This window comes from Spirosoma koreense, assembly GCF_054777875.1.
Map to the genome: position 1 here is coordinate 91,405 of NZ_BAAHAC010000009.1, position 23,502 is coordinate 114,906.

Sequence of the window (23,502 nt, forward strand, 5' to 3'; positions counted from 1 at the left end):
CCGACCTATTGCTTGTCGATATGCTGTTTAGTTCGGCCATTTTTTTATTTCTGTACTTACCTTTTTTCCTGATTCTCTATTACTTACTGCCCCGGCGGTGGCATAATGCCTTTCTGTTCGGGGCCAGTTTGTTGTTTTATGCCTGGGGCGAAGGACCGGTCGTACTGGTTCTGTTGCTGTCGGCGTTGATCAACTTTATGGCGGGACGGCTGGTTGAGTCCGGCCGGCGACAGGCCGGACTTTGGCTGTCATTAGTCGGAAGTTTATCTCTGCTGTTTTATTATAAATATACCAATTTCCTGGTCGATTCGGTACGCGGATTTGCCGAAGCTTTTATGCTTCCGGTTGCCGATAATCTGGTCATTTCGCAGATTGCGCTACCGATCGGTATTAGCTTTTACACGTTCCAGGGGATTTCTTATACGCTCGATATTTACTGGGGACGTATTAAAGCCAACCGGAGCTTTCTGGATTATGGCACCTACGTAGCTATGTTTCCGCACCAGATTGCGGGACCTATCGTGCGGTATGCCGACATCGCGCCGGAGCTTGCCGACAGAACGGTGACCATCGAAAAATTCGGCATCGGGGCCGAACGGTTTATCATTGGCCTGGCCAAGAAAGTACTACTGGCCAACACATTCGCCGGGGTTGCCGATACTATTTTCAATGCTCCTCCCAGCAGCTATCCGGCGGCTACGGCCTGGTTGGGCATTGTGGCTTACTCGCTCCAGATTTACTTCGATTTTTCGGGCTATTCAGACATGGCTATCGGGCTGGGTAAGATGGTAGGCTTCGATTTTAAAGAAAATTTCAACTATCCCTACATTGCTCGGTCAATACAGGACTTCTGGCGACGCTGGCACATCTCCCTATCGAGCTGGTTTCGCGATTATGTGTACATCCCACTGGGGGGGAACCGGGGAAGTAAAATACGAACCTATCGGAACCTGCTGATCGTGTTTTTTGTGACGGGGCTCTGGCACGGCGCCAGCTGGAATTTCATCCTTTGGGGGTTATACCACGGTCTGTTTCTGCTGATCGAGCGGGCGGGTCTGGGTAAACGGCTGGAGCGTATATGGCCTCCCATCGCGCATGGGTATACCCTGATTGTCGTACTGATCGGCTGGGTATTTTTTCGGGCTGTCGATCTGGCATCGGCTGTTGGTTACCTGCAGAAAATGGCAGGTTTCGGTACGGTTGGTCGGGCGGCTTTTCCGGTTTCTTATTTTATGAATACCGAAGTGCTGGTGTCGTTGGCCGTTGGTTTCGTGTTAGCCACTCCAGTTTACCACCGGTTTCAGACCTTCTGGCACCGCCTATTGGCCCGCGTCGTAACCACGCCCGCCCGGCTGACGCTTGATACCGCGTACGTGTTAGGGCTGGTGGGTTTATTTGTCATGGCGGTGGCCTACCTGGCTGCCGATACCTATAATCCATTTATTTATTTTCGGTTTTAACTTGATCGATGAATCAGGTTGACCGGACCGAATAAACTATGCAATTCCATACCCGTATACTGGCTTTTGTTTTCGCTGTACTGCTGTTATTACCAACGCTCGATCAACTGTTGGGGCTTTCATCGCGGTTCAGTAGTACCGAAAACCGACAGCTAAGCGAAATGCCGCCGGTCAATTTTCCACATGTCCGGAGTTTTGCTCGCCAGTTTGACCGTTACTATAAAGAAAACTTCGGTTGGCGAAATGCGCTATTTTATGCCTACAGCCGCTGGAAGTTTAACATTCTGGGGGAGTCGCCCTTACCCGAAAAAGTGATCGTTGGTAAAAAAGGCTGGTTTTACCTTGGTAACAGCTACAACAACATTATGAACCAGCACCGGGGGTTAGTGCCGCTATCGGCTGATTCGGCTCGGCTGATCGCGAATCATCTTGCCCTCCGTCAGCAGGAATTAGCACGACGGGGTATCCGGCTGTATGTATTTATTGCGCCCGACTCTCAGACAATCTATCCCGAGAACTTACCTGATCATTTATCCGTGAGCCCCGAACCTTCCCGTCTGGATGTGCTTCAGCAGGCGATGCGGAAAACTAAAGTGCCCTTCGTCGACATTCGGGATACGCTCTGGACTGCCAAACGCGATCACATTGTCTATTATCAGACGGATACACACTGGAACGATTACGGAACCCTGATCGGCTGCGCAGCATTGCTGAATCGTATCCGACGCGATCGACCCGAACTGCCCCCCGTTCGCATCGCAGATTACCATATCGAAAAGCAGCGCGGCCTGGGTGGAGATCTGACAACGATGCTTACCCTGCAACAGGAAATGAAAGACCCTGTATATTACCTGATTACGCCATCTACCGAGCGGACCGCCAAACAGACGGCAATAATCAAAGACCCTAAATTCGACTTTCCATCCACGCGCTTTTCCGGCTCGGGGTCTGATCGCCTGTTATTCATCGGCGATTCCTTTAGCCACAGTATGATGCAGTTTCTGCCCAGTTATTTTCGGGAGTCATTTTTTATTCGCGACAGTAAAATGGATACTGCTCTGCTGCAGGCCGAACGGCCGGACATTGTCGTTATCGAGGTGGTAGAGCGGAATATTGATAGGCTGGCAACGTTCTAACCTGCTTTGCAAGTCTTCATGACCAGTCTTGTCACCGGCGGATTGATACCTTGTTTACCAGTTTGGCATGCCTATATGCTAACTAATAAATTAATTTATGAGGTAATGTTAAGCATTTGATTTTGAGTCTTTTGTGGCGAAAAAATTAAATTTTATAAACAAAAATATGTAGCTTTTCTTTTATTGATGGTGGTTGCCGTGAATGGTCGATTTTATACCGTAAGTCAGTTATGCTGTATGGTATATTTTGTGGTAATGGTTAGCAACTCAACGCTTAAGAGTCATGGATGAAGTACGTATACTGGTAAAGGGCCTTCGTTTCCCGGAAGGCCCCGAATTTGATGCCTTCGGAAATCTGTGGTGCGTAGAGCAGGAAGGCGAAGGCATATTTTGTCGAAAAGCTGATGGCACTACTAAAAAGGTTTATACCGGCGGAAAGCCAAACGGTTTGATTTGCCATCAGGGTTTTATCTGGTTCTGCGACTCGGGGTACAACTCGATTCGGCGTATGGACATTAAAACCGAATCCATAGAAACCGTAATCAGTCAAGTCAGTGGGCAGCCGCTCAACTGTCCAAACGATCTACTTTTTGACGACGATAACAACCTGATCGTAACTTGCCCCGGTCCGCCCGATGGCAGTGAACACGGCTATGTAGTGGTTTATTCCCCGGCGGGCTCCGTCGAAGTGATCGCCGATGGATTGCAATACCCGAATGGCCTGGCGTTATTTCCTGATCGACAGACGCTGTTAATTGCGGAAACCCATCAGCAGCGAATCTGGAGCGGTTATTGGGATGCCGAGGGGCTCAGTTGGGAAGCCATTCGGGTTTGGACAAATGTGATCGAAAACCCAACGGCTGGCCCTGTACCCGGTCCGGATGGCATGGCGGTTGGGCCAGATGGAAATCTGTACGTGGCTGTATACGGAGCCGGTCTCGTTCGGGTATTTTCGGCCGAGGGTGAGTTTGTACGTGATATTCGGCTGCCGGGGCAAAACCCTTCCAATTGTACGTTCGATCCGTCGGGCGAATTAGGGCTGATCGTAACGGAAACCGAACGTGGCGAACTGCTAAGCATCCCGATCTGATCCGTTCGAACGACCATCAGCCCCATTAAAGCCCGTCAGCAGCTAGCCTTTCAAATGCGCCAGAACGGTGACACCCCCTCTGGTTACGTCACCGATCTTTACATTAATTTCGGCGTCGAGTGGTAGGAACACGTCGACGCGCGAACCGAATTTAATAAAACCGAATTCGTCGCCCTGTTTCACCGGCTGTCCTTCTTTTACGTACCAGATAATGCGCCGGGCCACTGCGCCGGCTATTTGCCGCAGCAGCACCTCGGCACCGTTGGCCATCTGAATGACTACTGTGGTACGTTCGTTCTCCGTGCTTGATTTAGGATGCCACGCAACCAGGTATTTACCCGGGAAGTATTTGAAATACCGCACAATACCCGACACCGGATTGCGGTTGACGTGTACGTTTAGCGGAGACATAAAAATAGACACTTGTCGGCGCCGGTCCTGAAAGTACTCGCTTTCGGTCGTTTCTTCGATGACCACTACTTTGCCATCAGCAGGAGCAATAACCTGTAAGTCGCCGGTTGTCAGTTGCCGGGTAGGAATGCGGAAGAACTGAACGATCAGGATAAACAGAATCAGACTGACAATGGCCAGCAGGATAATGGCCGTTGAATTATCGGAAAATAGATAATAGTAAGCAAGTAAATTCAGAGCCAGCAGTACCAGCCCTGTCGTAATCATTATGGTAGTTCCCTCTCGGTGTAAACGCATTTCAATACGCAGTTTGTAGTTTATAGTTTGTAGTCTAGCCGCAAAAGAACAACCACAAACTACAAACTACAAACTTAAGCTCTAATAACCTCCCCGGTATTTATAAGTACTGGCCACCTTATCGATCGCAACAATGTAAGCGGCTAATCGCAGAGGAACCTGGTAGCGTTGCGATGTTTCGAAGACCCGGTCGAAGGCATCTTTCATTACCCGGTCGGCGCGTCGGTTGACCCGATCCAGTGTCCACTTATACCCAATCCGGTTCTGAACCCATTCGAAGTAAGAAACTGTGACCCCGCCTGCATTGGCCAGAATATCGGGTACAACCAGTATGCCTTTGCTATTGATGATTTCGTCGGCACTGGCCGATGTAGGACCGTTGGCTCCTTCTACAATCATTTTAGCCTGAATCGAAGCGGCATTGTCTTCTGTAATGACGTCTTCTTTGGCAGCAGGCACCAACACGTCTACCGCCAGCGCCAGCAGTTCGTCATTCGATATGGGTTCTGCACCAGTAAACCCGGCCAGCGTGCCTTTGTTTGAATTTCGGTAAGCAACGGCCGCCGTTATATCGATACCGTTTTTGTTGTAATAACCGCCCGAAATGTCACTGACGGCCACAACCGTAACCCCGCGTTCATGAAGAAGTTCAGCCGCAAACGAGCCAACGTTGCCAAATCCCTGGACAGCCGCCGTTGTGCGGTAGGGATTCATGCGCAGCTTATCCATGGCAGCCAGGGCAGCTACGGTTACCCCACGGCCAGTTGCTTCCGTACGACCCAGCGAGCCACCCAACACGAGCGGTTTACCCGTCACTACGCCATTTACCGTTATCCCTTTCGATTTGGAATATTCGTCTACGATCCAGGCCATTTCGCGTGGCCCAGTACCCATATCGGGAGCCGGTATATCGCGGTCGGGGCCAATTACATCAAGCATAGCAACCGTATACTGTCGAATGAGTCGTTCGATTTCTCCGGCCGACATTTCTCTTGGATTACAGGCAATTCCGCCTTTGGCTCCGCCGTACGGAATATCGACAACGGCACATTTCCAGGTCATCCAGGCCGCCAAGGCCCGAACTTCGTCGAGGTTGACGGCCGGATCGAGTCGAATGCCTCCTTTAGCCGGACCAAGAATATTGGAATGAATGACCCGGTATCCTTCAAATACTTTGATGGTGCCGTTATCCATGGTAACCGGTAAGCCAACGATAACCTGTCGGGCGGGTACTTTCAGGATATCGTACATTTCGTCTGAAATGCCTAACAGTTTGGCAGCCGCATCGAAACGCGACATCATAGACTCCAAAGGATTTTCTTTATCGTTTATTGGAGCAGGTTCAATATAGGCCATGATCTTACTTTAACTTCGTTATTAAAACAAATTTTGCTGTGAAGTGTCGCGCAAACTTACTAAATCGATCATAATATTATGAAAGGTATATTTTTTCTAAGATTAATATAAAATTAACAAACCATATGATTTGTCTATTCTGATTATGATTACCAAACAGTTTTTTATAAAGTATACTCTGCTCCGAATAATCATTCGTGAAATGGGTAATGAACAATTCGATAAGATTTAGAAAAAAGTACTTCTGCTTAAGAAATGCATTGAAATAACGATTATAAACTATTAATTTTGTGGCTTAAACAAAGTACCCCATCTAACGTACGTACTTGGTATGGTTCAGGAAGAGAAAAAGCGTTATTCGGAAGAAGACTTAAAGGAATTTGAGGAACTGATCAGTCAGAAGCTCGATGCCACTCGTAGTGAGCTGAACTACATCAAAGAAACGCTTAGCAAACGAAACGATAGCGGCACTGATAATACATCCGGCAACTCCAAACTGCTGGAAGATGGTGCCGACACCAGCGAACGGGAAAATTTGAGCCAACTGGCGGCTCGCCTTCAGAAATTTATTCAGCAACTGGACGCAGCCATGGTGCGCATTAAAAACGGAACCTATGGCATCTGCAAAGATACTGGTAAGCTGATTCCTAAAGAGCGCCTGCGCGCCGTTCCGCACACACAACAGACTATTGAGGCCAAACTACGTCAGGCTCGATAGATTATACACTCAATATCTGAAGAATAGCTTCATAGCATTAGGCTGTGAAGCTATTCTTATTTTTACGGGTTTCTTAAAACAAATCAGTACTTTTTTTGTAGATAGCCTAGAGAGAAATTTAACTGTTTACAATTATGCTGGAACGTCTGGAAGAAGTTCGTGAGAATATATTCCGTTACCTGGAAGCCCGCATTGAACTTTTCACCCTCGAAAGCCGGGCGAAGCTCGAAGAAGGTGTCGTGGTTGGTATTCATGGCATTGTATTGGCGCTGCTGGGCACGATGACAATCATATTTTTATTTATTCTGCTGGCTGCTTATTTAAACGAGGTAACGGAGAGCCGGTATATGGGTTTTTTAATAGTAGCTGCTTTTTTTCTGTTGTTAAGTATTTTATGGATGGGCGCTAAAGATTTCTTTAAATCGAAAATCCGGGTAATGGCCTATAGCGCTATCAAGAAGAGTCAGGAAAAGAAACAGGAAGAAAAGTCGGAAGCTGTTGAAGAACTGATGGCTCAGACACGAGCTTCCATGAGTAATACCGGGCGTTAGGCTACGGGTAAACCGTACATTTGTTGTTGATAAACAGCGGCCTAAACATATTTTACGTATTCACTTTACACGAATTCAAAACAAGTACAATGGAAGATCCAAAAGTGCCATTTGCGGATACTACAGCCCGACGGGCTCAATTGATGGCTGCCACGGAACGGTTCAAAACCTCAATTAATGATGGCGTTGAGTCGATTAAAGAGGATGCTGTCGACGTTGGTAAGACGGCTGCGTTTGTTGCAGGTGCCGCTTTCGCCGTATATTTGGTCGTTAATGCCATTCTGCCTAAGTCAGACGAGTATCGGTATGCCGAAAAATACGGTGAGCCCGACGACGTTGACTATGATGAGGACGAAACCGACGATGACGAAGCTGATGGTTTGCCGTCAAAGTATAAAGCAGTAAAGCAGAATGCGAATAAAGTACAAAAGTCGGCAGCCGCAAGTGGGTTAATTGGTGGTATATTAACCTCTGTTTTAACCAATATTGCCCGCGAGCAGCTTACCGGATTTTTAGCCCGCATCCGTTCTAATAATGCCATCAATCCAACTGCCGAACCAACAGACTACCATCAACAGGCCTCGACCGAACCTGTTGACTATACTTCGTGAGTATAAACTTTCCGGCCGCAAGGCCCTTGCCGTCTTGCTCGATCCGGATAAGATCGAGCAAGACGCGCTTTCTGACCTGCTACGCAGAACCAGCACTTTTCCTGTCGACTTTTTTTTCGTGGGCGGTAGCCTGGTAACTGATTACGTTCATAAAGAAGTAGTTGCTGCTATTCGTCGGCACTGTCAGACGCCCATTATTTTATTTCCGGCTAACCCACTCCATATTGAGCCGTCGGCCGACGCTATTCTTTTTCTCTCCCTTATTTCCGGCCGAAACCCAGAATTTTTAATCGGTCAGCACGTCATAGCAGCTCCCTTGCTTAAAAAAAGCGGTTTAGAGATTCTACCAACGGGATATATGCTCGTCGACAGCGGCACGCAAACGACGGTATCGTATGTTAGCGGAACCATGCCTTTGCCACACGATAAACCGAGTGTAGCTGCCTGCACAGCTATGGCGGGTGAAATGCTTGGCTTAAAACTCATGTATCTGGATGCGGGTAGCGGAGCACGACGACCCGTATCGCCCGCTATGATCGAGGCCGTATGCGCGGTTGTCGACTTGCCTGTCATTGTGGGTGGAGGAATCAATTCGGGCGAAAGAGCCTACGAAGCGCTGAAAGCCGGGGCCGATGTGGTCGTAGTGGGCAACGGTATCGAGCAGAACCCAGAGCTACTACCGGAATTATCGACTATTGTTCGGGAGTTTAATCAATCGGTTTTCCAAGCTTAAGTTATGAATCGCCTAGTTTTCATTTTATGGTGTGGAATCAGCCTGGTCTGCGGCAATCTCGTTTTCTGCGCAAAAGCTATAGGGCAATCCACTGGTTCAAAAGTTTATACGGTTGCTGAGCGCCAGCCTGAGTTTCCGGGGGGAGGCAAAGCGTTGGGTGTATATCTGGCTGAAACGATAAAAGTCCCAAGTGCACTAGTACGGAATGGGCCTTCCATCGGCGCTGTATCGGCCAAGTTTATCGTTGACGAGTTAGGGTATGTGCATGATGCGCGGGTAGTGACAAAACCCATTGAGAAAAGCCTGGAAAAAGGCATGCACAAATACATGACATCGATTATTTCGGCCGTCGAGAAAATGCCCCGCTGGCGGCCGGGTGAAGTGGGTGGTAAGCCCGTATCGGTTTTTTATACGCTTCCTATTGAAGTACACATGCCTTATTGATACTGAGTCAGGCAATAAAAAAACGGCAGAAGTGTAGTTGTCACTTCTGCCGTTTTTTTATTTTATGGGTTCTATACATTCATCAGCGATTCACGCCGGCGCATCTTACCGGCCGGTATTCCGAACATCATCTTAAAGCGACGGCAGAAATAAGCAGTATCCTTGTAACCCACCTCCGCACCAATGGCGCGGATGCTCTTCTTACTCGTACGCAACAACCCTACAGCCGCTTCCATGCGTTGATATTCAATGTAATCCTGCGGATTGATGCCGGTCAACATCTTGAAATACTGCCCAACGTAATCTTCGGAAACGTTGGCCACGTTCGCCAGCACCTTGTTCGACAGATCTCCGCCCAGATTTTCTTTAATATAGGCGAAAATGTCGATCAGACGTGGATCTTTAAAGTATGTGCTGTTTGTAACTAATTGCTCGACAAACAGGTGATTTTTAAGGATATAACGAACGACCTCAATGACGATCTCCTCAGTTTTGATCTTGATGATTCGGCCTTTACCCGCCAGATCGGTCATATCTTCGGCCAGAATCTGGTCGATGGTGGTGGCCAGATGCTCTTCCCGCTTGATGATGAACGGGGGGACGTCCAGCGAATTGAAGAAATTAACCGAATCGAATACTTTAGCTTCGAACGACACGTACCCAAAGGAATTAGGCAAATGACCGATTAATTTAGGATCGTGATTTCCTTCCCAGTACGATTCGCGGTGCGTCATGAATTCTTCATTCGAGACGGTTTTCGGATTGGATGGGTCGCCGTAGGTAACGGTAACATGCTTACCTCCCGGAATAAACAGCATATCACCTACATCAACTTTTATTTTTTCATCACCGATCGATACTTCGCCATTGTATAAAATCAGTAACGTATTCTCAACGTCATAGAAATTTTTGATGGTGATCGGCTGTAAAATCCGAATATTGCGGGCCTTGATAAACTTTACGCCCAACGATTCGATTATTTTATTGTAATCTTCCATAGCTGAAAGGGAAATTTCTAGAAGCCTGCCCTCGGGCAAAGTTGCACAAAACTAATAATTTGTACAAAACTAATAAAAGTATAAAAGTTTCCAAAAAATAAAAAAAATAGTGCGTATACACATTGCATACGCACTATCGTTGCAGAAAAATTCTATTTTGCCAGGAAAATACTCAGTGGATGAGCTCGCGGGCAATAACCAATTTTTGGATTTCCGACGTACCCTCGTAAATCTGAGTGATTTTCGCATCCCGCATTAGCCGCTCTACATGGAATTCTTTCACGTAACCGTAGCCTCCGTGGATCTGCACGGCTTCCGTAGTGGCCCACATGGCTACTTCTGAAGCAAATAATTTAGCCATGGCAGCTGCCTGAACATAATCTTTCTGCTCATCTTTAAGCCTGGCCGCTTTGTATACCAGTAACCGCGCGGCTTCGATCTTAGTCGCCATTTCGGCCAGCTTAAATTGAATTGCCTGATGTTCAAAGATTTGTTTTCCGAATGTTTTTCGTTCCTGACTGTATTTCAACGCCAGCTCGTAAGCTCCAGCCGCGATGCCTAATGCCTGAGCGGCAATACCGATCCGACCACCGTTGAGCGTCGACATGGCGAATTTAAAGCCAAACCCATCGGGTCCAATTCGGTTTTCCTTGGGTACTTTAACGTCGGTGAAAAGTAGCGAATGTGTGTCAGAGGCCCGGATTCCCATTTTGTCTTCTTTTTTACCCACCACAAAGCCGGGTGTTCCTTTTTCAACAATCAGGCAATTGATGCCCCGGTGTTTTTTTTCGCGGTCAGTTTGCGCAATGACCAGACAAACGCTCGACGAATTACCGTTTGTAATCCAGTTTTTGGTGCCGTTCAGCAAGTAATAATCGCCTTTGTCTTCTGCAGTCGTTGTTTGCGAAGTGGCATCCGAACCAGCTTCGGGCTCCGAAAGACAAAAGGCACCAATAATTTGTCCGGTTGCGAGTCTGGTGAGGTATTTCTGTTTTTGCTCCTCGGTTCCATAAGCTTCCAGCCCGTAACAGACCAGCGAGTTATTCACCGACATCACTACTGAAGCCGAGGCATCGATTTTGGAAAGCTCCTCCATCGCAAGTACGTAAGAGACGGTATCCATGCCTCCGCCACCATATTCAGCTGAAACCATCATGCCCATAAAGCCAAGTTCGCTCATGCGTTTAACTTGCTCCGCCGGAAACCGGGCTTCATTATCCCGTTCGACAATGCCTGGCAATAGCTCATTCCGGGCAAAATCGCGAGCGGCTTCCTGCACGGCGAGGTGTTCTTCCGATAAATTAAAATTCAATCCCTGTAATTCCTGTGTTACCGTTGCCATTGGACGTCAAAATTTATAACTGGCCTTGAGTAAAATTTCGCGGGTAAGTAAAATTAAGAAAAAGTTACCTAACCGTATGCATGCATACGGTTAGGCCAGCAGTTGAAAATAACTCTATTCGAACATTAGGGTAATCAATTCGGCAACACAGGCTGGTTTCGACTGCCCTTCGATCTCGAAAATACAGTTGATAATAGTTCTGATCCCGTTTCCCTGCGGCTCTACCTCCTGTAAAAAGGCCTTCAGCCGCAACTGACTGCCGACAGACACGGCGTTTGTGAATCGTATTTTGTTAGCGCCATAATTGATGCCCATCTTTACCGAATCAACTTTATATAATTCGGCCAGAAGTTTTGGGGCCAGCGATAGCGTCAGAAAGCCATGTGCAATGGTGGTTCTATACGGCGATTCGCGCGAAGCGCGCTCCGGGTCGGTGTGAATCCACTGATAATCGCCGGTGGCCAGAGCAAACTGATCGACCATTTCCTGGGTGATGGGTAAATACGCTGTTTCGCCGAGCGATTGACCTGAATAGGCCGCGAATTCGGTAAGGTTCGTAAACGTTAGCATCGTTATCAGGGTTTATGCAACTTTAAGGGTATGACTGCAACCGACGTTTATCAGTTTCATTACGAAGGTAATTCAATCGCTTACCGAAAGTTTGGACAAGGTTCGGCTGTGCTGTTGGCGTTTCATGGATTTGGGCAAACTGGTCAGGCTTATTCCTGTCTGGAAAAGTACCTCGGTGAGCGGTTTACCGTTTTTGCCATCGATTTATTCTTTCATGGAAACAGCCAGTATGCTGGCGTAAGGCCACTGGCTAAAATGGACTGGGAGCGGCTGATACGTACTTTTTTAGAAACGCAGCATGTCGACCGGTTCGCACTCGTAGGCTTTAGTTTGGGCGGGCGATTTGCCCTGGCGACAGCAGAAGGATTTGCCGACCGGCTTGATCAGCTTTGGTTGATTGCCCCAGATGGCATTACCCGAAACGTATGGTATGAGTTAGCAACCGGGTCGGCTTTAGGGCGGCAGTTATTCCGATACGTCTTACGGCATTTACCGATCCTGTATGCGCTCGGCTATTTTCTGGCTCGTCTCGGTTTACTGAATCGGACGATCCTGCGTTTCATCGACGTTTCGCTCAGTACGCCCGACCAGCGCCAACGAGTGTACCAGAGCTGGACCCAGTTCCGATGCATCCGGCCTGATCTGAACCATATCAGCCGGGTCTTAAATAACAGCGGGCTAACCGTACATCTTTTCACCGGTGCTTTTGATCGGATCGTACCGGGGGCTTATGTTCTTCCCTTAGTGAATCGGCTTAAGCGATATAAACTGACGATTCTGCAGACAGGCCATAATCGGCTGATTGAGTTGACCGCCCAACAGCTAGCGTAAATGAGTTTTGATCGTCTGACCTACTTCAAGGATTTCTGGATAACATGCCATAACCCCACGATAGAAACGACCACCAAGCCGATCACAATGATTTGCGTCCAGGCACTCTGGTTTGGGTTTTCTAGCAGCGTTTTGATGGCATGGGCTTCGTGGCCCGACCAGATCGCCAGCAACGTGCGCGGAGTCATACCCAGAAAACCGCCCAGTAAAATATTCCGGAGTTTTGCTCCCGATAAAGCAAAGACCAGATTTGTCAGGCCAAACGGTAGAATAGGGGAGAGCTTGGCGTAAAAAATCACTTCCAGTTCGTTGTTCAGGATACGACCCAGTACCGACTGAGCCTTGGGGTTTTGCTGAATAAAGGCCAGAAACCGATCATGATCGAACCAGCGAACCAGTAGGTTGATGAAAAGAATCCCTCCCAAATTAATTACGAAAAGAGGCAGAACGGCCTGCCAGCCCAGAAAATATCCAAAGATCAGCGCCAGCATGGTAGGTGGAGTCAGACCCGCCGAGGTGAGCGTGCAGATAAGCGTAATGAGTACCCATTGCCAGCTTGTAAAGCCCGCAATTATACGCTCATAAACGATGGCGTAATACGTTAGTAAAGACGTAAAAACGATCGGCGTGGCGGATAATATGATGCCTGCGATGGCAGGGCCAGTGATATTTTTAAGAAAGGTTTTCTTCACGATTACCAAACCGGCAAACCGAGGCCGTGGTTTTAGACAACATAAACTTTACGCTCCGCCTGGGCTGCTTACTCTTAAGACGCTGGCCGACAAAGCATATCTCCAGTCTACTTTCCTTACATTTGAGCATGAAATTTGGAACCAAAGCCATCCATGCCGGTATTGCGCCGGACCCAACGACAGGCGCCATCATGACGCCTATCTACCAAACCTCTACCTATGTGCAGGAGTCGCCGGGAAAGCACAAAGGATACGAATATGCCCGTACGCAAAACCCAACGCGAACAGTCCTGCAAAATAATCTGGCTGCGCTCGAAAACGGTAAACACGGAATTTGCTATTCGTCAGGTTTAGGCGCTACAGATGCCATCCTGAAACTTTTCAAACCCGGCGATGAAATTATTGCCAGCAATGACCTGTATGGAGGAACATACCGGATTATGGTTCGCGTGTTTCAGGAGTTTGGCCTGCGGTTCAAATTTGTCGGTTTGGATAACCCGGCCAATCTGGAAGCGGCCATTACGCCCGAAACCCGAATGGTCTGGATTGAAACCCCAACGAATCCGCTGTTGCGCCTGGTCGATATTGCGGCTATTGCCTCCATTACCAAATCGCGTAACATTCAACTGGTGGTCGATAACACATTTGCCTCACCCTATCTGCAAAACCCGCTCGATCTGGGTGCCGATATCGTCATGCACTCGGTAACCAAATACCTGGGAGGACATTCCGATACGGTCATGGGCGCTATTATCCTGAACGATGATGAAACCGCCCAGCGACTGGCGTTTATTCAAAATGCCTGCGGGGCAGTTCCGGGACCGCAGGATTGTTTTCTGGTATTGCGGGGAATCAAAACCCTGCACGTCCGCATGCAGCGGCATTGCGAGAATGCGATGAAAGTAGCCGAATACCTGCAGCGGCATCCGAAAGTGGGTCAGGTGTATTATCCTGGTTTGACTTCACACGTGGGACACGAACTGGCAAAGCAGCAAATGCGTGGCTTTGGGGGTATGGTATCTTTTGAGTTGAAAGGCGATTCGATGCCCGAAGCGGTTCGTGTTATGGAGAGTTTCGAGGTATTTTCGCTTGGCGAATCATTGGGTGGGGTGGAGTCATTGTGTACCCATCCGGCCAGCATGACGCACGCCAGTATTCCCCGAGAAGAGCGCATCAGAAACGGCCTGAAAGACACACTCATTCGGCTCAGCGTCGGTATCGAGGACGTCGAAGACCTGATTCAGGACCTGGAACAGGCGATTGGCTAGTCAGAACCGCATCGGCGGCCCGGCAGGATTTGTATGATTTAGGTGACCGACTTTGATTCTCCATAAAATACGGTCACCTAAATCATACAAATCTCGGTTTAGAAGCGGACCCGTACTCCGGCCAGAAAATTGCGACCGGCCTGCGGATAGTAACCGTTATCCGCCCTTACCTGGCCTTCCGAAACATAAGCGTAGGTGTAGCCGTTCGACTCATACAGTTCATTCAGAACATTGTTCAGCAATAGCGTAAAGGCAATTTCCTGAGCAAATTTAGGTTTCAAGGTGTAAATCAGCCGGACGTCGTTCGTAAAGTAGGAATTTAGTTTACGGCTATCGTTTGACGTATTGTCCAGGTATTGCTTCCCGACATATTTCGACAGTAAGCTCAACTCCAGCCCTTTTGCGGCTGTAAACATCAGCTGCGATCCGGCAATTACATTCGGCGAAAAAGAAATATCGGTCTCGCTGTATCGACGGGCGTCCTGTTGACCATTATCGAAATTATCGAGGTATTCCGTAAAGTTTTTGATCTTGTTATGGCTAAAGGTTGCATTCGCATTCCAGCGAAGCTGTTTCATTAGCTGAGCACCGAGTTCCAGTTCTATCCCGGCCCGGTAACTAGCCGGGATATTAACCCGGTTGTAGGCACCTACGTCGTTCAACTGGCCCGACAGCACCAGTTGGTTGCGGTAATTCATGTAGTAACCATTGAGGGTAAAGGCCAGGTGCGTATTCTGAATTTTATACCCCACTTCATAATCGATCAACTTCTCGGATTTCGGGCGGCTTTGCGGAGTCGATTGGGTATAATCGTCGCGGTTGGGTTCGCGCTGACCGACGCCGACCGATGCGTATGCTGTACTGCGGTCGTTGATGGAATACGTTAACCCCGCTTTGGGGTTAAAAAAGGTAAGACTGGCCTCCTGCTGTACATTCTGTAGCTGGCTGTTGAAGCCCAGAAATGAATAATCTACCCGCCGGATTTGCACATCGACAAACCCATTCAGGGATTTGCTCAGTTGATAGAACGCTTTTGAGTACAGGTTAAAATCGGTTTTAGTGGCATCGTCGTTATAATACCGGTGCCGGATGTCGGTATTGCCAGCCACGCGTGCCCAGATAATCTCACCGTAGTGGCCGCCATCGTATTTGTTCCAGCCCCCGCCAATGTTAGCCGTCAACTTGCCGAAGCTATTGTAATCCAGTGAAAAGACGGTACCATAGAAATTGTTGGCTAGCCAGCGCCGACGGATGATGTCGGTTCGGCTGATGGTCGAATCACCAATCAAGACGTTGGGTAAGCCGTAACTGCTGAATGAGTCGTTCGGCCGGTATTGTTCATAATACCCTTTCCCGCGGGTATAAAATCCGGATACGTTCAGCCGCCAGTTCCGGCTTAGTTCGTGCGACGTAATAAGCTGATAGTTATCCTGCTGGTAATTGTCCGTTTCATTGTCGTACGTATACACATTGTAGGTCCGGTCTGTCTTCAGGAGGTCTTCCGGTACTCCGCCCCACGACTGATACGTTTGTTCCTGACCCGAAAAGACATTTAGCCGAAAGAAACTTTTTTTGGTATAATAACCGCCGGAGATGTAGAACGATCCCAGATTGGAAAAAGCCCGGTCGACATAGCCATCCGAATGAATTTTAGAGAGCCGGGCATCCAATACGAAATGCTTGTTCAGCAACCCCGTTCCGGCCAGTACCGTTACCTTACGCGTGCCAAAAGAGCCACCCGAAAGATTGACTTCGGCATAAGGCTTTTCCTCCAGCTTGTTTGTCTGAATATTGACCGACGCCCCAAATGCGCCCGCCCCGTTGGTCGACGTACCAACGCCCCGCTGAATCTGAATGGTGCTGACCGACGAAGCAAAGTCGGGCATGTCGACAAAGTACGTACCCTGCGACTCGGCGTCGTTGTAAGGAATTCCATTCAGAGTTATGTTGACCCGTGTCGCATCAGAGCCCCGAATGCGAATACCCGTATACCCTACGCCAGCACCCGCATCTGAGGTGGTAACGATGGATGGGGTAAAATTGAGCAGTTGCGGAATGTCCTGACCCAGATTCAGCTTGTCTAGGTCCCGGCGTGTTACGTCGGTGTAAGCGATCGCCGATTTCTGATTGGCGCGCGTAGCACTGACCACCACTTCGTCCACAGCAATAGCCGCTTTTTCCAGTATAAACGTAACCGTCGCGTTCTGCGTCAGATCGAGTGTTTTCGTCTGCGTCTGAAAACCCAGCAATGAAGTCCGCAGGATTACTGGCCCCGGCTTTACATTTGTCAGCCGAAAGTTGCCGCCAGCATCGGTAAATGTGCCCTTATAAGTGCCGTCCAGAACAACAGCGGCACCCGGTAATGGCCCTCCATCGGCATCGTTGATGGTCCCGGAGATGGTAAATTGTGCCCAGGCGGGCAGGCCTGACAATGCAAACAGCACTATCAGGGTAAGAAGATAGGTCGTCGGTTTTTTCATGACGAAAAAGCGTGACGATAGGCAAGGGGCCAATCCTACCTTTTGTTAGTTAGTGTATAAAGTAAAGAAATCCAGTTCCCTTCGTAGCATTACCTGCGCAGGTTCAATGGGTATAATCTCAGCCCGTTGTATTAGGGCACCCCTTATTTAAGATTAGCGGGCGCAAAGTTAATTTAAATTTAACAAAACAAGAGTTTCCGTCATACGTTTCTTCTTTAAAACCCATGTAGTCACGTATGAATGAGTTTGATTTAGTTGTGTTGCAGGAAGACGTTGCCGACGGACGCCTGAAAGCAGGCGACTTGGGCACCATTCTAACCGTATATCCTGAAGGGAAAGCATTCGAGGTTGAGTTTGTTACCTTGACGGGCGAAGCTCTTGCCGTTGAAATCTTGCTTCCGCACCAGATTCGCCCGGTGCGCCCATCCGAGGTTCTGTCTGTGCGCGATACTGCCGTGCAGGAATTAAATGATTCGTAAACTTTTGAGGCTTACGCTTTTCCGCTATGCTAAATATTCCTAATTTTGCAGTCCAAATTGCAAAAGCATGAGTAAGAAGAACACCGGAATGGAGTTTTTAGAAGACCCGGACGCGCTGGCTGGTCAGTTTGAGCGGGCTGAAGATTTTTTCGAGCAGAACCGAAACATTGTTTTAGGTGTGCTGGGTGGAATCCTTTTGCTGGTGGTTGGCTATGTCGGCTACCGGTATTACGTAGGCACTCAGGATGAAACGGCACAGTCGGAAATGTTTCCGTCGGTCTATAAAATGGAAGCCGATTCGGTAAAAAAAGCACTCAATGGCGATGGCAGAAGTGCCGGTTTATTGTCGATTGCGGATAATTACGGTTCGACACCTGCAGGAAATTTGGCTGAATATTATGCTGGAGCGGGCTTGCTGAAGGAAGGCAAATTCGACGAAGCGATCGAGCATTTGAAGAGCTTCAGTTCCTCGGATCTGCTGGTGCAGGGTCGTGCCTATGCGCTCATCGGCGATGCCTACATGGAAAAAAAGAGCTTCGACGAAGCCAGCGAATACTACCAGAAAGCGGCCGATTACAAGCCGAACAAATTCTTCACGCCCGGTTATTTGCTGAAACTGGCTATTGCGCAGGAGCAGGCCAAGCAAAATGATAAGGCTATCGAAACCTACGGTTCACTGATCGAAAAATACCCACAATCGGCTGAGGCTGTCAACGCCAAGAAGTACAAATCCGTACTCGAAACGATGGTCGGTCAGTCATAAGTGTATAGCACTCGAACACACAAAGGACAAAACCGACCAAGTTTTGTCCTTTTTTATTGACTAGCCCGCCAGAAATAAGTCAAACCACATAAACCTACCGGGCTACCGGTACAGTTCAGACCAATGGCATCTGATTTAAAAAATCTCAGTGTCTTCTCGACAGACGCTCTACCCGATGTAAGCCATCGCCGATTTGCCATTCTTGTCTCGGAATGGAATGCGGAAGTGACCGAGGCCCTCTTCATGGGTGCCTATCAGACCCTGCTTCAGCATGGGGCCGTAGCCGAAAATATCATCCGGGGTAATGTACCAGGTAGCTACGAGTTAACCTTAGGCGCTCAGTGGTTTGCCCAGCGCGACGATATCGATGCCGTTATTGCCCTGGGATGTGTCATTCAGGGCGAAACCAAACACAACGACTACATTAACCACGCCGTCGCTCAGGGATTGACCAACGTGGGGCTGAAAACCGGAAAGCCGATTATTTTCGGAGTGCTAACCCCAAATGATCAGCAACAGGCGCTCGACCGGGCAGGCGGGATACATGGCAATAAAGGCGACGAAGCGGCTATTACTGCAATTAAGATGATTGGCTTGCAACAACAGGTTTATAGTAAGTTCTAATTCTGAATGAGTGAATGATAGAATGAGCAAATAATTTCTGTTACGCTATTCACACATTCACTCATTCGCTCATTCACAAATAACTATGCACGTCTGGAAATTTGGCGGCACGTCGGTCGGTAAACCCGAACGTATGCAGTCGATCCGTACCTTAATCACTGCCGACGATACCCGTAAGGTCGTCGTTTTATCGGCTTTGTCTGGCACTACCAATGCCCTGTTGGCCATCGGCGAATCGCTGAAAGCCAATAACGACGCGGATGCCGCAGCTAAAATTGATGGGCTGAAAACGCATTATGATGCGTTTATTGCCGAACTCTACAAAACATCGGATGGTAGAGCCGCCGGACAGACCATCGTAAACAAAGAGTTTTCTTTTATTAGCTCCCTGATGGGTATAAAGCCCTTCACCCTGAAGCAGGAAAAAGAACTGGTAGCCGAAGGTGAGTTATTAAGTACGCAGTTGTTTCAGGCCTATCTGGAAGAAGAAGGCGTGGCATCGACCTTGTTGCCCGCACTGGAATTCATGCGGATTGATGCGGATAATGAACCTGAAATCAAGTTTACGGAACAGAAACTGGCTGAAATGCTGCCCCGGCACGATGAAAAGCAGATTATTGTTACGCAGGGCTTTATTTGCCGGAATCCGCGTGGCGAAGTAGACAACCTCAAACGGGGTGGCTCCGATTATACCGCGTCGCTGATTGGAGGTGCCATCCGAGCCGAGGAAATTCAGATCTGGACCGATATCGACGGGATGCACAACAACGATCCCCGGATTGTTAAAAACACGTTTCCCGTTCGCGAACTAACGTTCGATGAAGCGGCCGAGCTGGCGTATTTCGGTGCGAAAATTCTGCACCCATCGACCATCACACCGGCACGTATGTTTGGGGTACCCGTGCGCTTGAAAAACACGATGGAGCCCAGTGCTCCCGGAACGCTGATTGCCGACCGCACGTCAAGTGAGGTCTTTAAAGCCATTGCAGCTAAAGATGGCATTACAGCCCTGTACATTCATTCGACCCGGATGCTGAATGCCTACGGTTTTCTGCGCCGTATTTTCGAGATTTTTGAAAAGTATAAAACTCCGGTCGACATGATTGCCACGTCGGAGGTTTCGGTTTCGGTGACAATCGACAATACTGAGCGTATCGACGATATCAAAGCCGAACTAAGCGCATTCTGCACGCTGGAAGAACCCGATTATGAGCAGACGATTATTTGTATCGTCGGTAATTTCAGCGCTGATAACGAAGGCGTTGCTGTTCGGGTGTTCAACGCCATGAAGAATATTCCGATCCGTATGGTGTCCTATGGTGGCACTGAGAGCAATCTGTCGCTGCTGATACATGGTCGATACAAGGCAGAAGCGCTAAATGCACTGAACGACGGGTTGTTTTCACTATAACTTTGTAGTTGTCTGATCACTAACGTCTCAGCCATGACAAACGAACAGTTCTTACAGGAAGTAAAACGGAGCGTCATGGCGATTGATCCGAACGCTGAGGTATGGCTGTTTGGGTCACGGGCGCGGGGAGATGCCCGCGAGGATTCTGACTGGGATTTTTTGGGCTGACGGATCTAGAAGTAAATCGTTACTTCAAAGCGACTATGAAGATTTCGCGATATTCACTGAAGAAGATGTCGTTCCTCTTTTGCCACTAACCGAAGAATTTATTGACGTTACTAAACGTCTAATCGATACAAACTGATGCTTCAGATTCCATTTATCCGCGATAACAAAGAAATCACACTAGCCGGTCTGCGTAAGCGGCATTTCCCTGATGCTGAAACCATTATAGAGCAGGCGCTCACGCTCGATCAGCAACGGCGGGATACACAACGCGAACTGGATGATACGTTGGCCCAATCCAACGCTAAAGCGGGCCAGATCGGTGCGCTGATGAAAGCGGGTGATAAGGCAGCGGCCGAAGCGGCTAAAGCCGAAACAGCGGTTCTGAAAGCACGATCAAAAGAATTAGCCGATACGTTCCGGCAACTCGACAGCGATTTGCAGGCGGTTTTAGTAACCATTCCGAACATTCCTCACAGCAGCGTTCCGGAAGGTCGTACGGCGGAGGATAACGAAGTGGTGCTCGAACAAGGCGAAAAACCGACGCTTCATGATAAAGCGCAACCCCACTGGGAGCTGATCAAAAAATACGACATCATCGATTTTGAACTGGGCGTTAAGATTTCGGGGGCGGGATTTCCGGTGTACAAAGGGAAAGGAGCCCGGATCCAGCGGGCAATGATCAACTTCTTCCTCGACGAAGCACTGAAAGCAGGTTATCTCGAAGTTCAACCGCCGATCGTTGTGAATGAAGATTCGGGTTTCGGAACGGGCCAACTGCCGGACAAAGAAGGGCAGATGTATTACGTGACGGAAGACAAGCTATATCTGATTCCCACGGCCGAAGTACCAATCACGAATCTTTACCGCGATGTTATTCTTTCGGAGAACCAGTTGCCTGTAAAAAATGTGGGATATACTCCCTGTTTTCGTAGGGAAGCGGGTTCCTGGGGCGCTCACGTACGGGGTCTGAACCGGTTGCACCAATTCGATAAAGTCGAGATTGTCCGAATCGAGAAGCCGGAAAACTCGTATGCAGCACTGGAAGAAATGAGCCAGCACGTGCAAGGGCTTCTGCAAAAGCTGGAACTTCCCTACCGGGTACTACGTCTGTCGGGAGGGGATATGGGCTTTACGTCGGCCCTGACCTACGATATGGAAGTGTGGTCGGCGGCTCAGCAGCGCTGGCTGGAAGTAAGCTCGGTGTCGAATTTCGAAACTTATCAGGCAAACCGGCTCAAACTACGTGCGAAACTCGACCGGGGCGACGGACCGGCAAAAATGCAGCTGCTGCATACCCTGAACGGGTCTGCGCTAGCGCTTCCGAGGATTCTGGCTTCTATTCTGGAAAATAATCAAACGCCGGAAGGCATCCGGATTCCAAAGGTCCTGGTACCTTACTGCGGGTTCGATATAATCGACTAACAGTCGCAGGAGTAATTGCCGTAGCCAGGATAGCGGGGCGATAACCTGCCAGAAACGCTAATGACACGATCGAGCGGAATAACATCACCGTTGGCTAGTTCGAGCCGCTCTGCACCATTTTCATGGACAAGTTGCCGGATCGTCACGTCGGTTTTGATAAACTCGTTTAAATCCGTCAGGTACTCGAGCCGAACAAATTTACCAGGAACAATGGCTGCTCGAAAAGCCGTGTCGGATACAAAAAAATCGGGTTGACTCAGTTTCGTTTCCATACCTTCGTAACAACGTCTAAAAGTGAAACGTGCCCTGGCTTGTAGCCAGGGCACGTTTCACTTTACTGTTTATAACCCTTAATAACCTACCGTTTCCAACTGCTTCTGCAATTCCTTCAGGATGGTTTCTTTCATGGCAATTTTACGCTTCTGCGTATTGATCTTGTTCAGTACCTGTTTGTCGGCATCGTTGTTGGGATCGAGCCCGTCGGCATCCTGTAGCGCAAACTGCAGATCATTCTTTTCCCGTTTCACCAGATATTCCATCTCCCGGATCTTCGTACGAATCTGCTCTGGCTTGCTTTTAAGTTCAAAAGCCGGATATTTCCGCGACAGAACACGGCCCAGGTAACTCAATTCAAATATCTTGTCGCAGGCAGCCCGGAAACGTTCGTTGATCACTTTATCCTGCATCTTGAACGGAACCCGGATCTCCTTCCAGCTATTGAGCAACACCTTGGCCCGTTCGGCTGCGGCAAAAATGTCCGATTGTTTAGCAAGCCGTTCGGCTTCGTCGGCCATTTTCATTTGCGCTTCAATACGCGGGTCCACTTTTTTCTCGATCACGATGCCCTTCGCTTCGTTATACTTAGCGTAGAACATGGTGGTGGCTTTTTTAAACTGCTTATACAGCTTACCACTCTTCTTAATGGGTACCTCGCCTACCTGTTTCCAGGCATTATTGAGCCGTCGGACCTCCTGAAAAGCCGCATCCAGATCGCCCAGCCGGTTCGCCCGGAAAGCCAGTCGGATCAGTTCATCGTATTTATCCAGCCGTTCCTGAATAACCTTGTTCTGCTCGTTAAAAAACTCGCGTCGGCGCTGAAAGAACCCATCCAGCAATGCCTGAAACCGATCCTCGATCTCAGCGTCGGTGGCTTTGTCGACGGGGCCGGTCTTAATCCATTTCGTCTTGATTTCCTGCAACGCATCGGCTGTTGGCCGCCAGTCGGTGCTGTGTACAATGGCTTCCGCTTCGGCAATGAGGGCCCGCTTGATGTCAAGATTCTTAAGCTGATTGACCGTAATCAACTCTGACAGACGCTTTTCTTCGGCATCCAGCCGATCCAGCAGGGGCGGAAAATCGCCCAGAGCGTCGAAATTGATGAGCTTTTTACGAAGTTGAACCAGCTTGGTCAGATAAGAGCCTTTGTTCTGGGCTTCTTCAATATCTTTCTCTAACTGGCTGACTTTGTTTTCAGCGATGATGAAGCGATTTTTAAAATAATCGAGCGCTTCCTGCTCGGTGCGTTTGACTTCGCCGATCTGGCGATCTTCATAATTCAGGTAGCCTTTCAAAAATACCTTTCCGTCTTTGACGTAACCGTATTCATCTACCAGTGAAGCGTTTTCCATTCCTATACTTGGTTAAGGC

25 protein-coding genes are annotated in these 23,502 nt (G+C 48.7%); 16 read left to right on the forward strand and 9 right to left on the reverse strand.

What is annotated here, in order from left to right; translation table 11 throughout:
- Positions 1-20: 20 nt before the first annotated feature.
- The 3 genes from ACYVC2_RS11320 (at position 21) to ACYVC2_RS11330 (ending at position 3,686) form a co-directional block, all read left to right on the forward strand.
- Positions 21-1,460, forward strand: a complete 1,440-nt coding sequence (locus ACYVC2_RS11320) for an MBOAT family O-acyltransferase (protein WP_461102534.1) — start codon at positions 21-23, stop codon at positions 1,458-1,460.
- A 38-nt stretch (positions 1,461-1,498) separates the two neighbouring features.
- Positions 1,499-2,596: an alginate O-acetyltransferase AlgX-related protein gene (locus ACYVC2_RS11325; protein WP_461102535.1), complete on the forward strand. Its 1,098-nt coding sequence runs from the start codon at positions 1,499-1,501 to the stop codon at positions 2,594-2,596.
- Between the two features lie 283 nt (positions 2,597-2,879).
- Entirely contained in the window at positions 2,880-3,686 is an 807-nt protein-coding gene (locus ACYVC2_RS11330; protein WP_461102536.1) for an SMP-30/gluconolactonase/LRE family protein, read from the forward strand.
- 42 nt (positions 3,687-3,728) lie between these two features.
- Here ACYVC2_RS11330 and ACYVC2_RS11335 read toward each other — a convergent pair whose 3' ends face one another.
- Complete coding sequence (locus ACYVC2_RS11335; RefSeq protein WP_461102537.1) at positions 3,729-4,394, reverse strand: phosphatidylserine decarboxylase family protein; 666 nt, start codon at positions 4,392-4,394, stop codon at positions 3,729-3,731.
- A gap of 81 nt (positions 4,395-4,475) precedes the next feature.
- A complete protein-coding gene (locus ACYVC2_RS11340; protein WP_461102538.1) occupies positions 4,476-5,750 on the reverse strand; it encodes a Glu/Leu/Phe/Val family dehydrogenase in 1,275 nt (424 codons plus the stop codon).
- A gap of 331 nt (positions 5,751-6,081) precedes the next feature.
- Between ACYVC2_RS11340 and ACYVC2_RS11345 the strand changes: the two genes are divergently transcribed.
- The 5 genes from ACYVC2_RS11345 to ACYVC2_RS11365 all read left to right on the forward strand — a co-directional run bounded on the left by ACYVC2_RS11345 (position 6,082) and on the right by ACYVC2_RS11365 (position 8,807).
- Positions 6,082-6,468, forward strand: coding sequence for a TraR/DksA family transcriptional regulator (locus tag ACYVC2_RS11345; protein ID WP_461102539.1), 387 nt, complete (start codon positions 6,082-6,084; stop codon positions 6,466-6,468).
- A gap of 134 nt (positions 6,469-6,602) precedes the next feature.
- Entirely contained in the window at positions 6,603-7,019 is a 417-nt protein-coding gene (locus ACYVC2_RS11350) for a phage holin family protein (RefSeq protein ID WP_461102540.1), read from the forward strand.
- Positions 7,020-7,108: 89 nt separating this feature from the next.
- Positions 7,109-7,630, forward strand: coding sequence for a hypothetical protein (locus tag ACYVC2_RS11355; protein WP_461102541.1), 522 nt, complete (start codon positions 7,109-7,111; stop codon positions 7,628-7,630).
- Positions 7,614-8,363, forward strand: a complete 750-nt coding sequence (locus tag ACYVC2_RS11360; RefSeq protein WP_461102542.1) for a phosphoglycerol geranylgeranyltransferase — start codon at positions 7,614-7,616, stop codon at positions 8,361-8,363. Before ACYVC2_RS11355 ends, ACYVC2_RS11360 begins: the two co-directional genes overlap by 17 nt.
- Positions 8,364-8,366: 3 nt before the next feature.
- Entirely contained in the window at positions 8,367-8,807 is a 441-nt protein-coding gene (locus tag ACYVC2_RS11365; RefSeq protein WP_461102543.1) for an energy transducer TonB, read from the forward strand.
- 71 nt (positions 8,808-8,878) lie between these two features.
- Here the strand turns inward: ACYVC2_RS11365 and ACYVC2_RS11370 are convergent, their stop codons facing one another.
- From ACYVC2_RS11370 to ACYVC2_RS11380, 3 genes are all read right to left on the reverse strand, one after another.
- A complete protein-coding gene (locus ACYVC2_RS11370) occupies positions 8,879-9,805 on the reverse strand; it encodes an AraC family transcriptional regulator (RefSeq protein ID WP_461102544.1) in 927 nt (308 codons plus the stop codon).
- A gap of 172 nt (positions 9,806-9,977) precedes the next feature.
- On the reverse strand, positions 9,978-11,147 hold the full coding sequence (locus tag ACYVC2_RS11375; protein ID WP_461102545.1) for an acyl-CoA dehydrogenase: 1,170 nt from the start codon (positions 11,145-11,147) through the stop codon (positions 9,978-9,980).
- A 114-nt stretch (positions 11,148-11,261) separates the two neighbouring features.
- Positions 11,262-11,717: a MaoC family dehydratase gene (locus ACYVC2_RS11380; RefSeq protein WP_461102546.1), complete on the reverse strand. Its 456-nt coding sequence runs from the start codon at positions 11,715-11,717 to the stop codon at positions 11,262-11,264.
- 30 nt (positions 11,718-11,747) lie between these two features.
- Here ACYVC2_RS11380 and ACYVC2_RS11385 point away from each other — a divergent pair, with 30 nt between their 5' ends.
- Entirely contained in the window at positions 11,748-12,548 is an 801-nt protein-coding gene (locus ACYVC2_RS11385) for an alpha/beta fold hydrolase (protein WP_461102547.1), read from the forward strand.
- Positions 12,549-12,568: 20 nt separating this feature from the next.
- On the opposite strand, the gene ACYVC2_RS11390 is transcribed toward ACYVC2_RS11385, so the two are convergent.
- Entirely contained in the window at positions 12,569-13,240 is a 672-nt protein-coding gene (locus tag ACYVC2_RS11390; protein WP_461102548.1) for a TVP38/TMEM64 family protein, read from the reverse strand.
- A 128-nt stretch (positions 13,241-13,368) separates the two neighbouring features.
- On the opposite strand from ACYVC2_RS11390, the gene ACYVC2_RS11395 reads away from it, so the two are divergent.
- Positions 13,369-14,508, forward strand: coding sequence for a cystathionine gamma-synthase (locus ACYVC2_RS11395; protein WP_461102549.1), 1,140 nt, complete (start codon positions 13,369-13,371; stop codon positions 14,506-14,508).
- A gap of 98 nt (positions 14,509-14,606) precedes the next feature.
- Here the strand turns inward: ACYVC2_RS11395 and ACYVC2_RS11400 are convergent, their stop codons facing one another.
- The gene (locus tag ACYVC2_RS11400; protein WP_461102550.1) at positions 14,607-16,988 is read right to left on the reverse strand and encodes a TonB-dependent receptor; all 2,382 of its coding nucleotides are present in this window, start codon (positions 16,986-16,988) and stop codon (positions 14,607-14,609) included.
- 236 nt (positions 16,989-17,224) lie between these two features.
- On the opposite strand from ACYVC2_RS11400, the gene ACYVC2_RS11405 reads away from it, so the two are divergent.
- From ACYVC2_RS11405 to serS, 6 genes are all read left to right on the forward strand, one after another.
- Positions 17,225-17,467: a DUF4926 domain-containing protein gene (locus tag ACYVC2_RS11405; protein ID WP_461102551.1), complete on the forward strand. Its 243-nt coding sequence runs from the start codon at positions 17,225-17,227 to the stop codon at positions 17,465-17,467.
- A 67-nt stretch (positions 17,468-17,534) separates the two neighbouring features.
- Positions 17,535-18,230, forward strand: coding sequence for a tetratricopeptide repeat protein (locus tag ACYVC2_RS11410; protein ID WP_461102552.1), 696 nt, complete (start codon positions 17,535-17,537; stop codon positions 18,228-18,230).
- A 123-nt stretch (positions 18,231-18,353) separates the two neighbouring features.
- Positions 18,354-18,854: a 6,7-dimethyl-8-ribityllumazine synthase gene (ribH, locus tag ACYVC2_RS11415; protein ID WP_461102553.1), complete on the forward strand. Its 501-nt coding sequence runs from the start codon at positions 18,354-18,356 to the stop codon at positions 18,852-18,854.
- A gap of 85 nt (positions 18,855-18,939) precedes the next feature.
- Positions 18,940-20,265, forward strand: coding sequence for an aspartate kinase (locus tag ACYVC2_RS11420; protein WP_461102554.1), 1,326 nt, complete (start codon positions 18,940-18,942; stop codon positions 20,263-20,265).
- A 33-nt stretch (positions 20,266-20,298) separates the two neighbouring features.
- Positions 20,299-20,433 (forward strand): nucleotidyltransferase domain-containing protein, encoded by a 135-nt coding sequence (locus ACYVC2_RS11425; RefSeq protein WP_461102555.1) that lies wholly within the window; start codon positions 20,299-20,301, stop codon positions 20,431-20,433.
- A gap of 135 nt (positions 20,434-20,568) precedes the next feature.
- Entirely contained in the window at positions 20,569-21,855 is a 1,287-nt protein-coding gene (gene serS, locus ACYVC2_RS11430; protein WP_461102556.1) for a serine--tRNA ligase, read from the forward strand.
- Here the strand turns inward: serS and ACYVC2_RS11435 are convergent.
- Positions 21,852-22,127: a hypothetical protein gene (locus ACYVC2_RS11435; RefSeq protein WP_461102557.1), complete on the reverse strand. Its 276-nt coding sequence runs from the start codon at positions 22,125-22,127 to the stop codon at positions 21,852-21,854. The two genes, serS and ACYVC2_RS11435, sit on opposite strands and share 4 nt — an antisense overlap.
- Before the next feature lie 78 nt (positions 22,128-22,205).
- On the reverse strand, positions 22,206-23,483 hold the full coding sequence (locus ACYVC2_RS11440) for a DUF349 domain-containing protein (protein ID WP_461102558.1): 1,278 nt from the start codon (positions 23,481-23,483) through the stop codon (positions 22,206-22,208).
- Positions 23,484-23,502 lie beyond the last annotated feature (19 nt).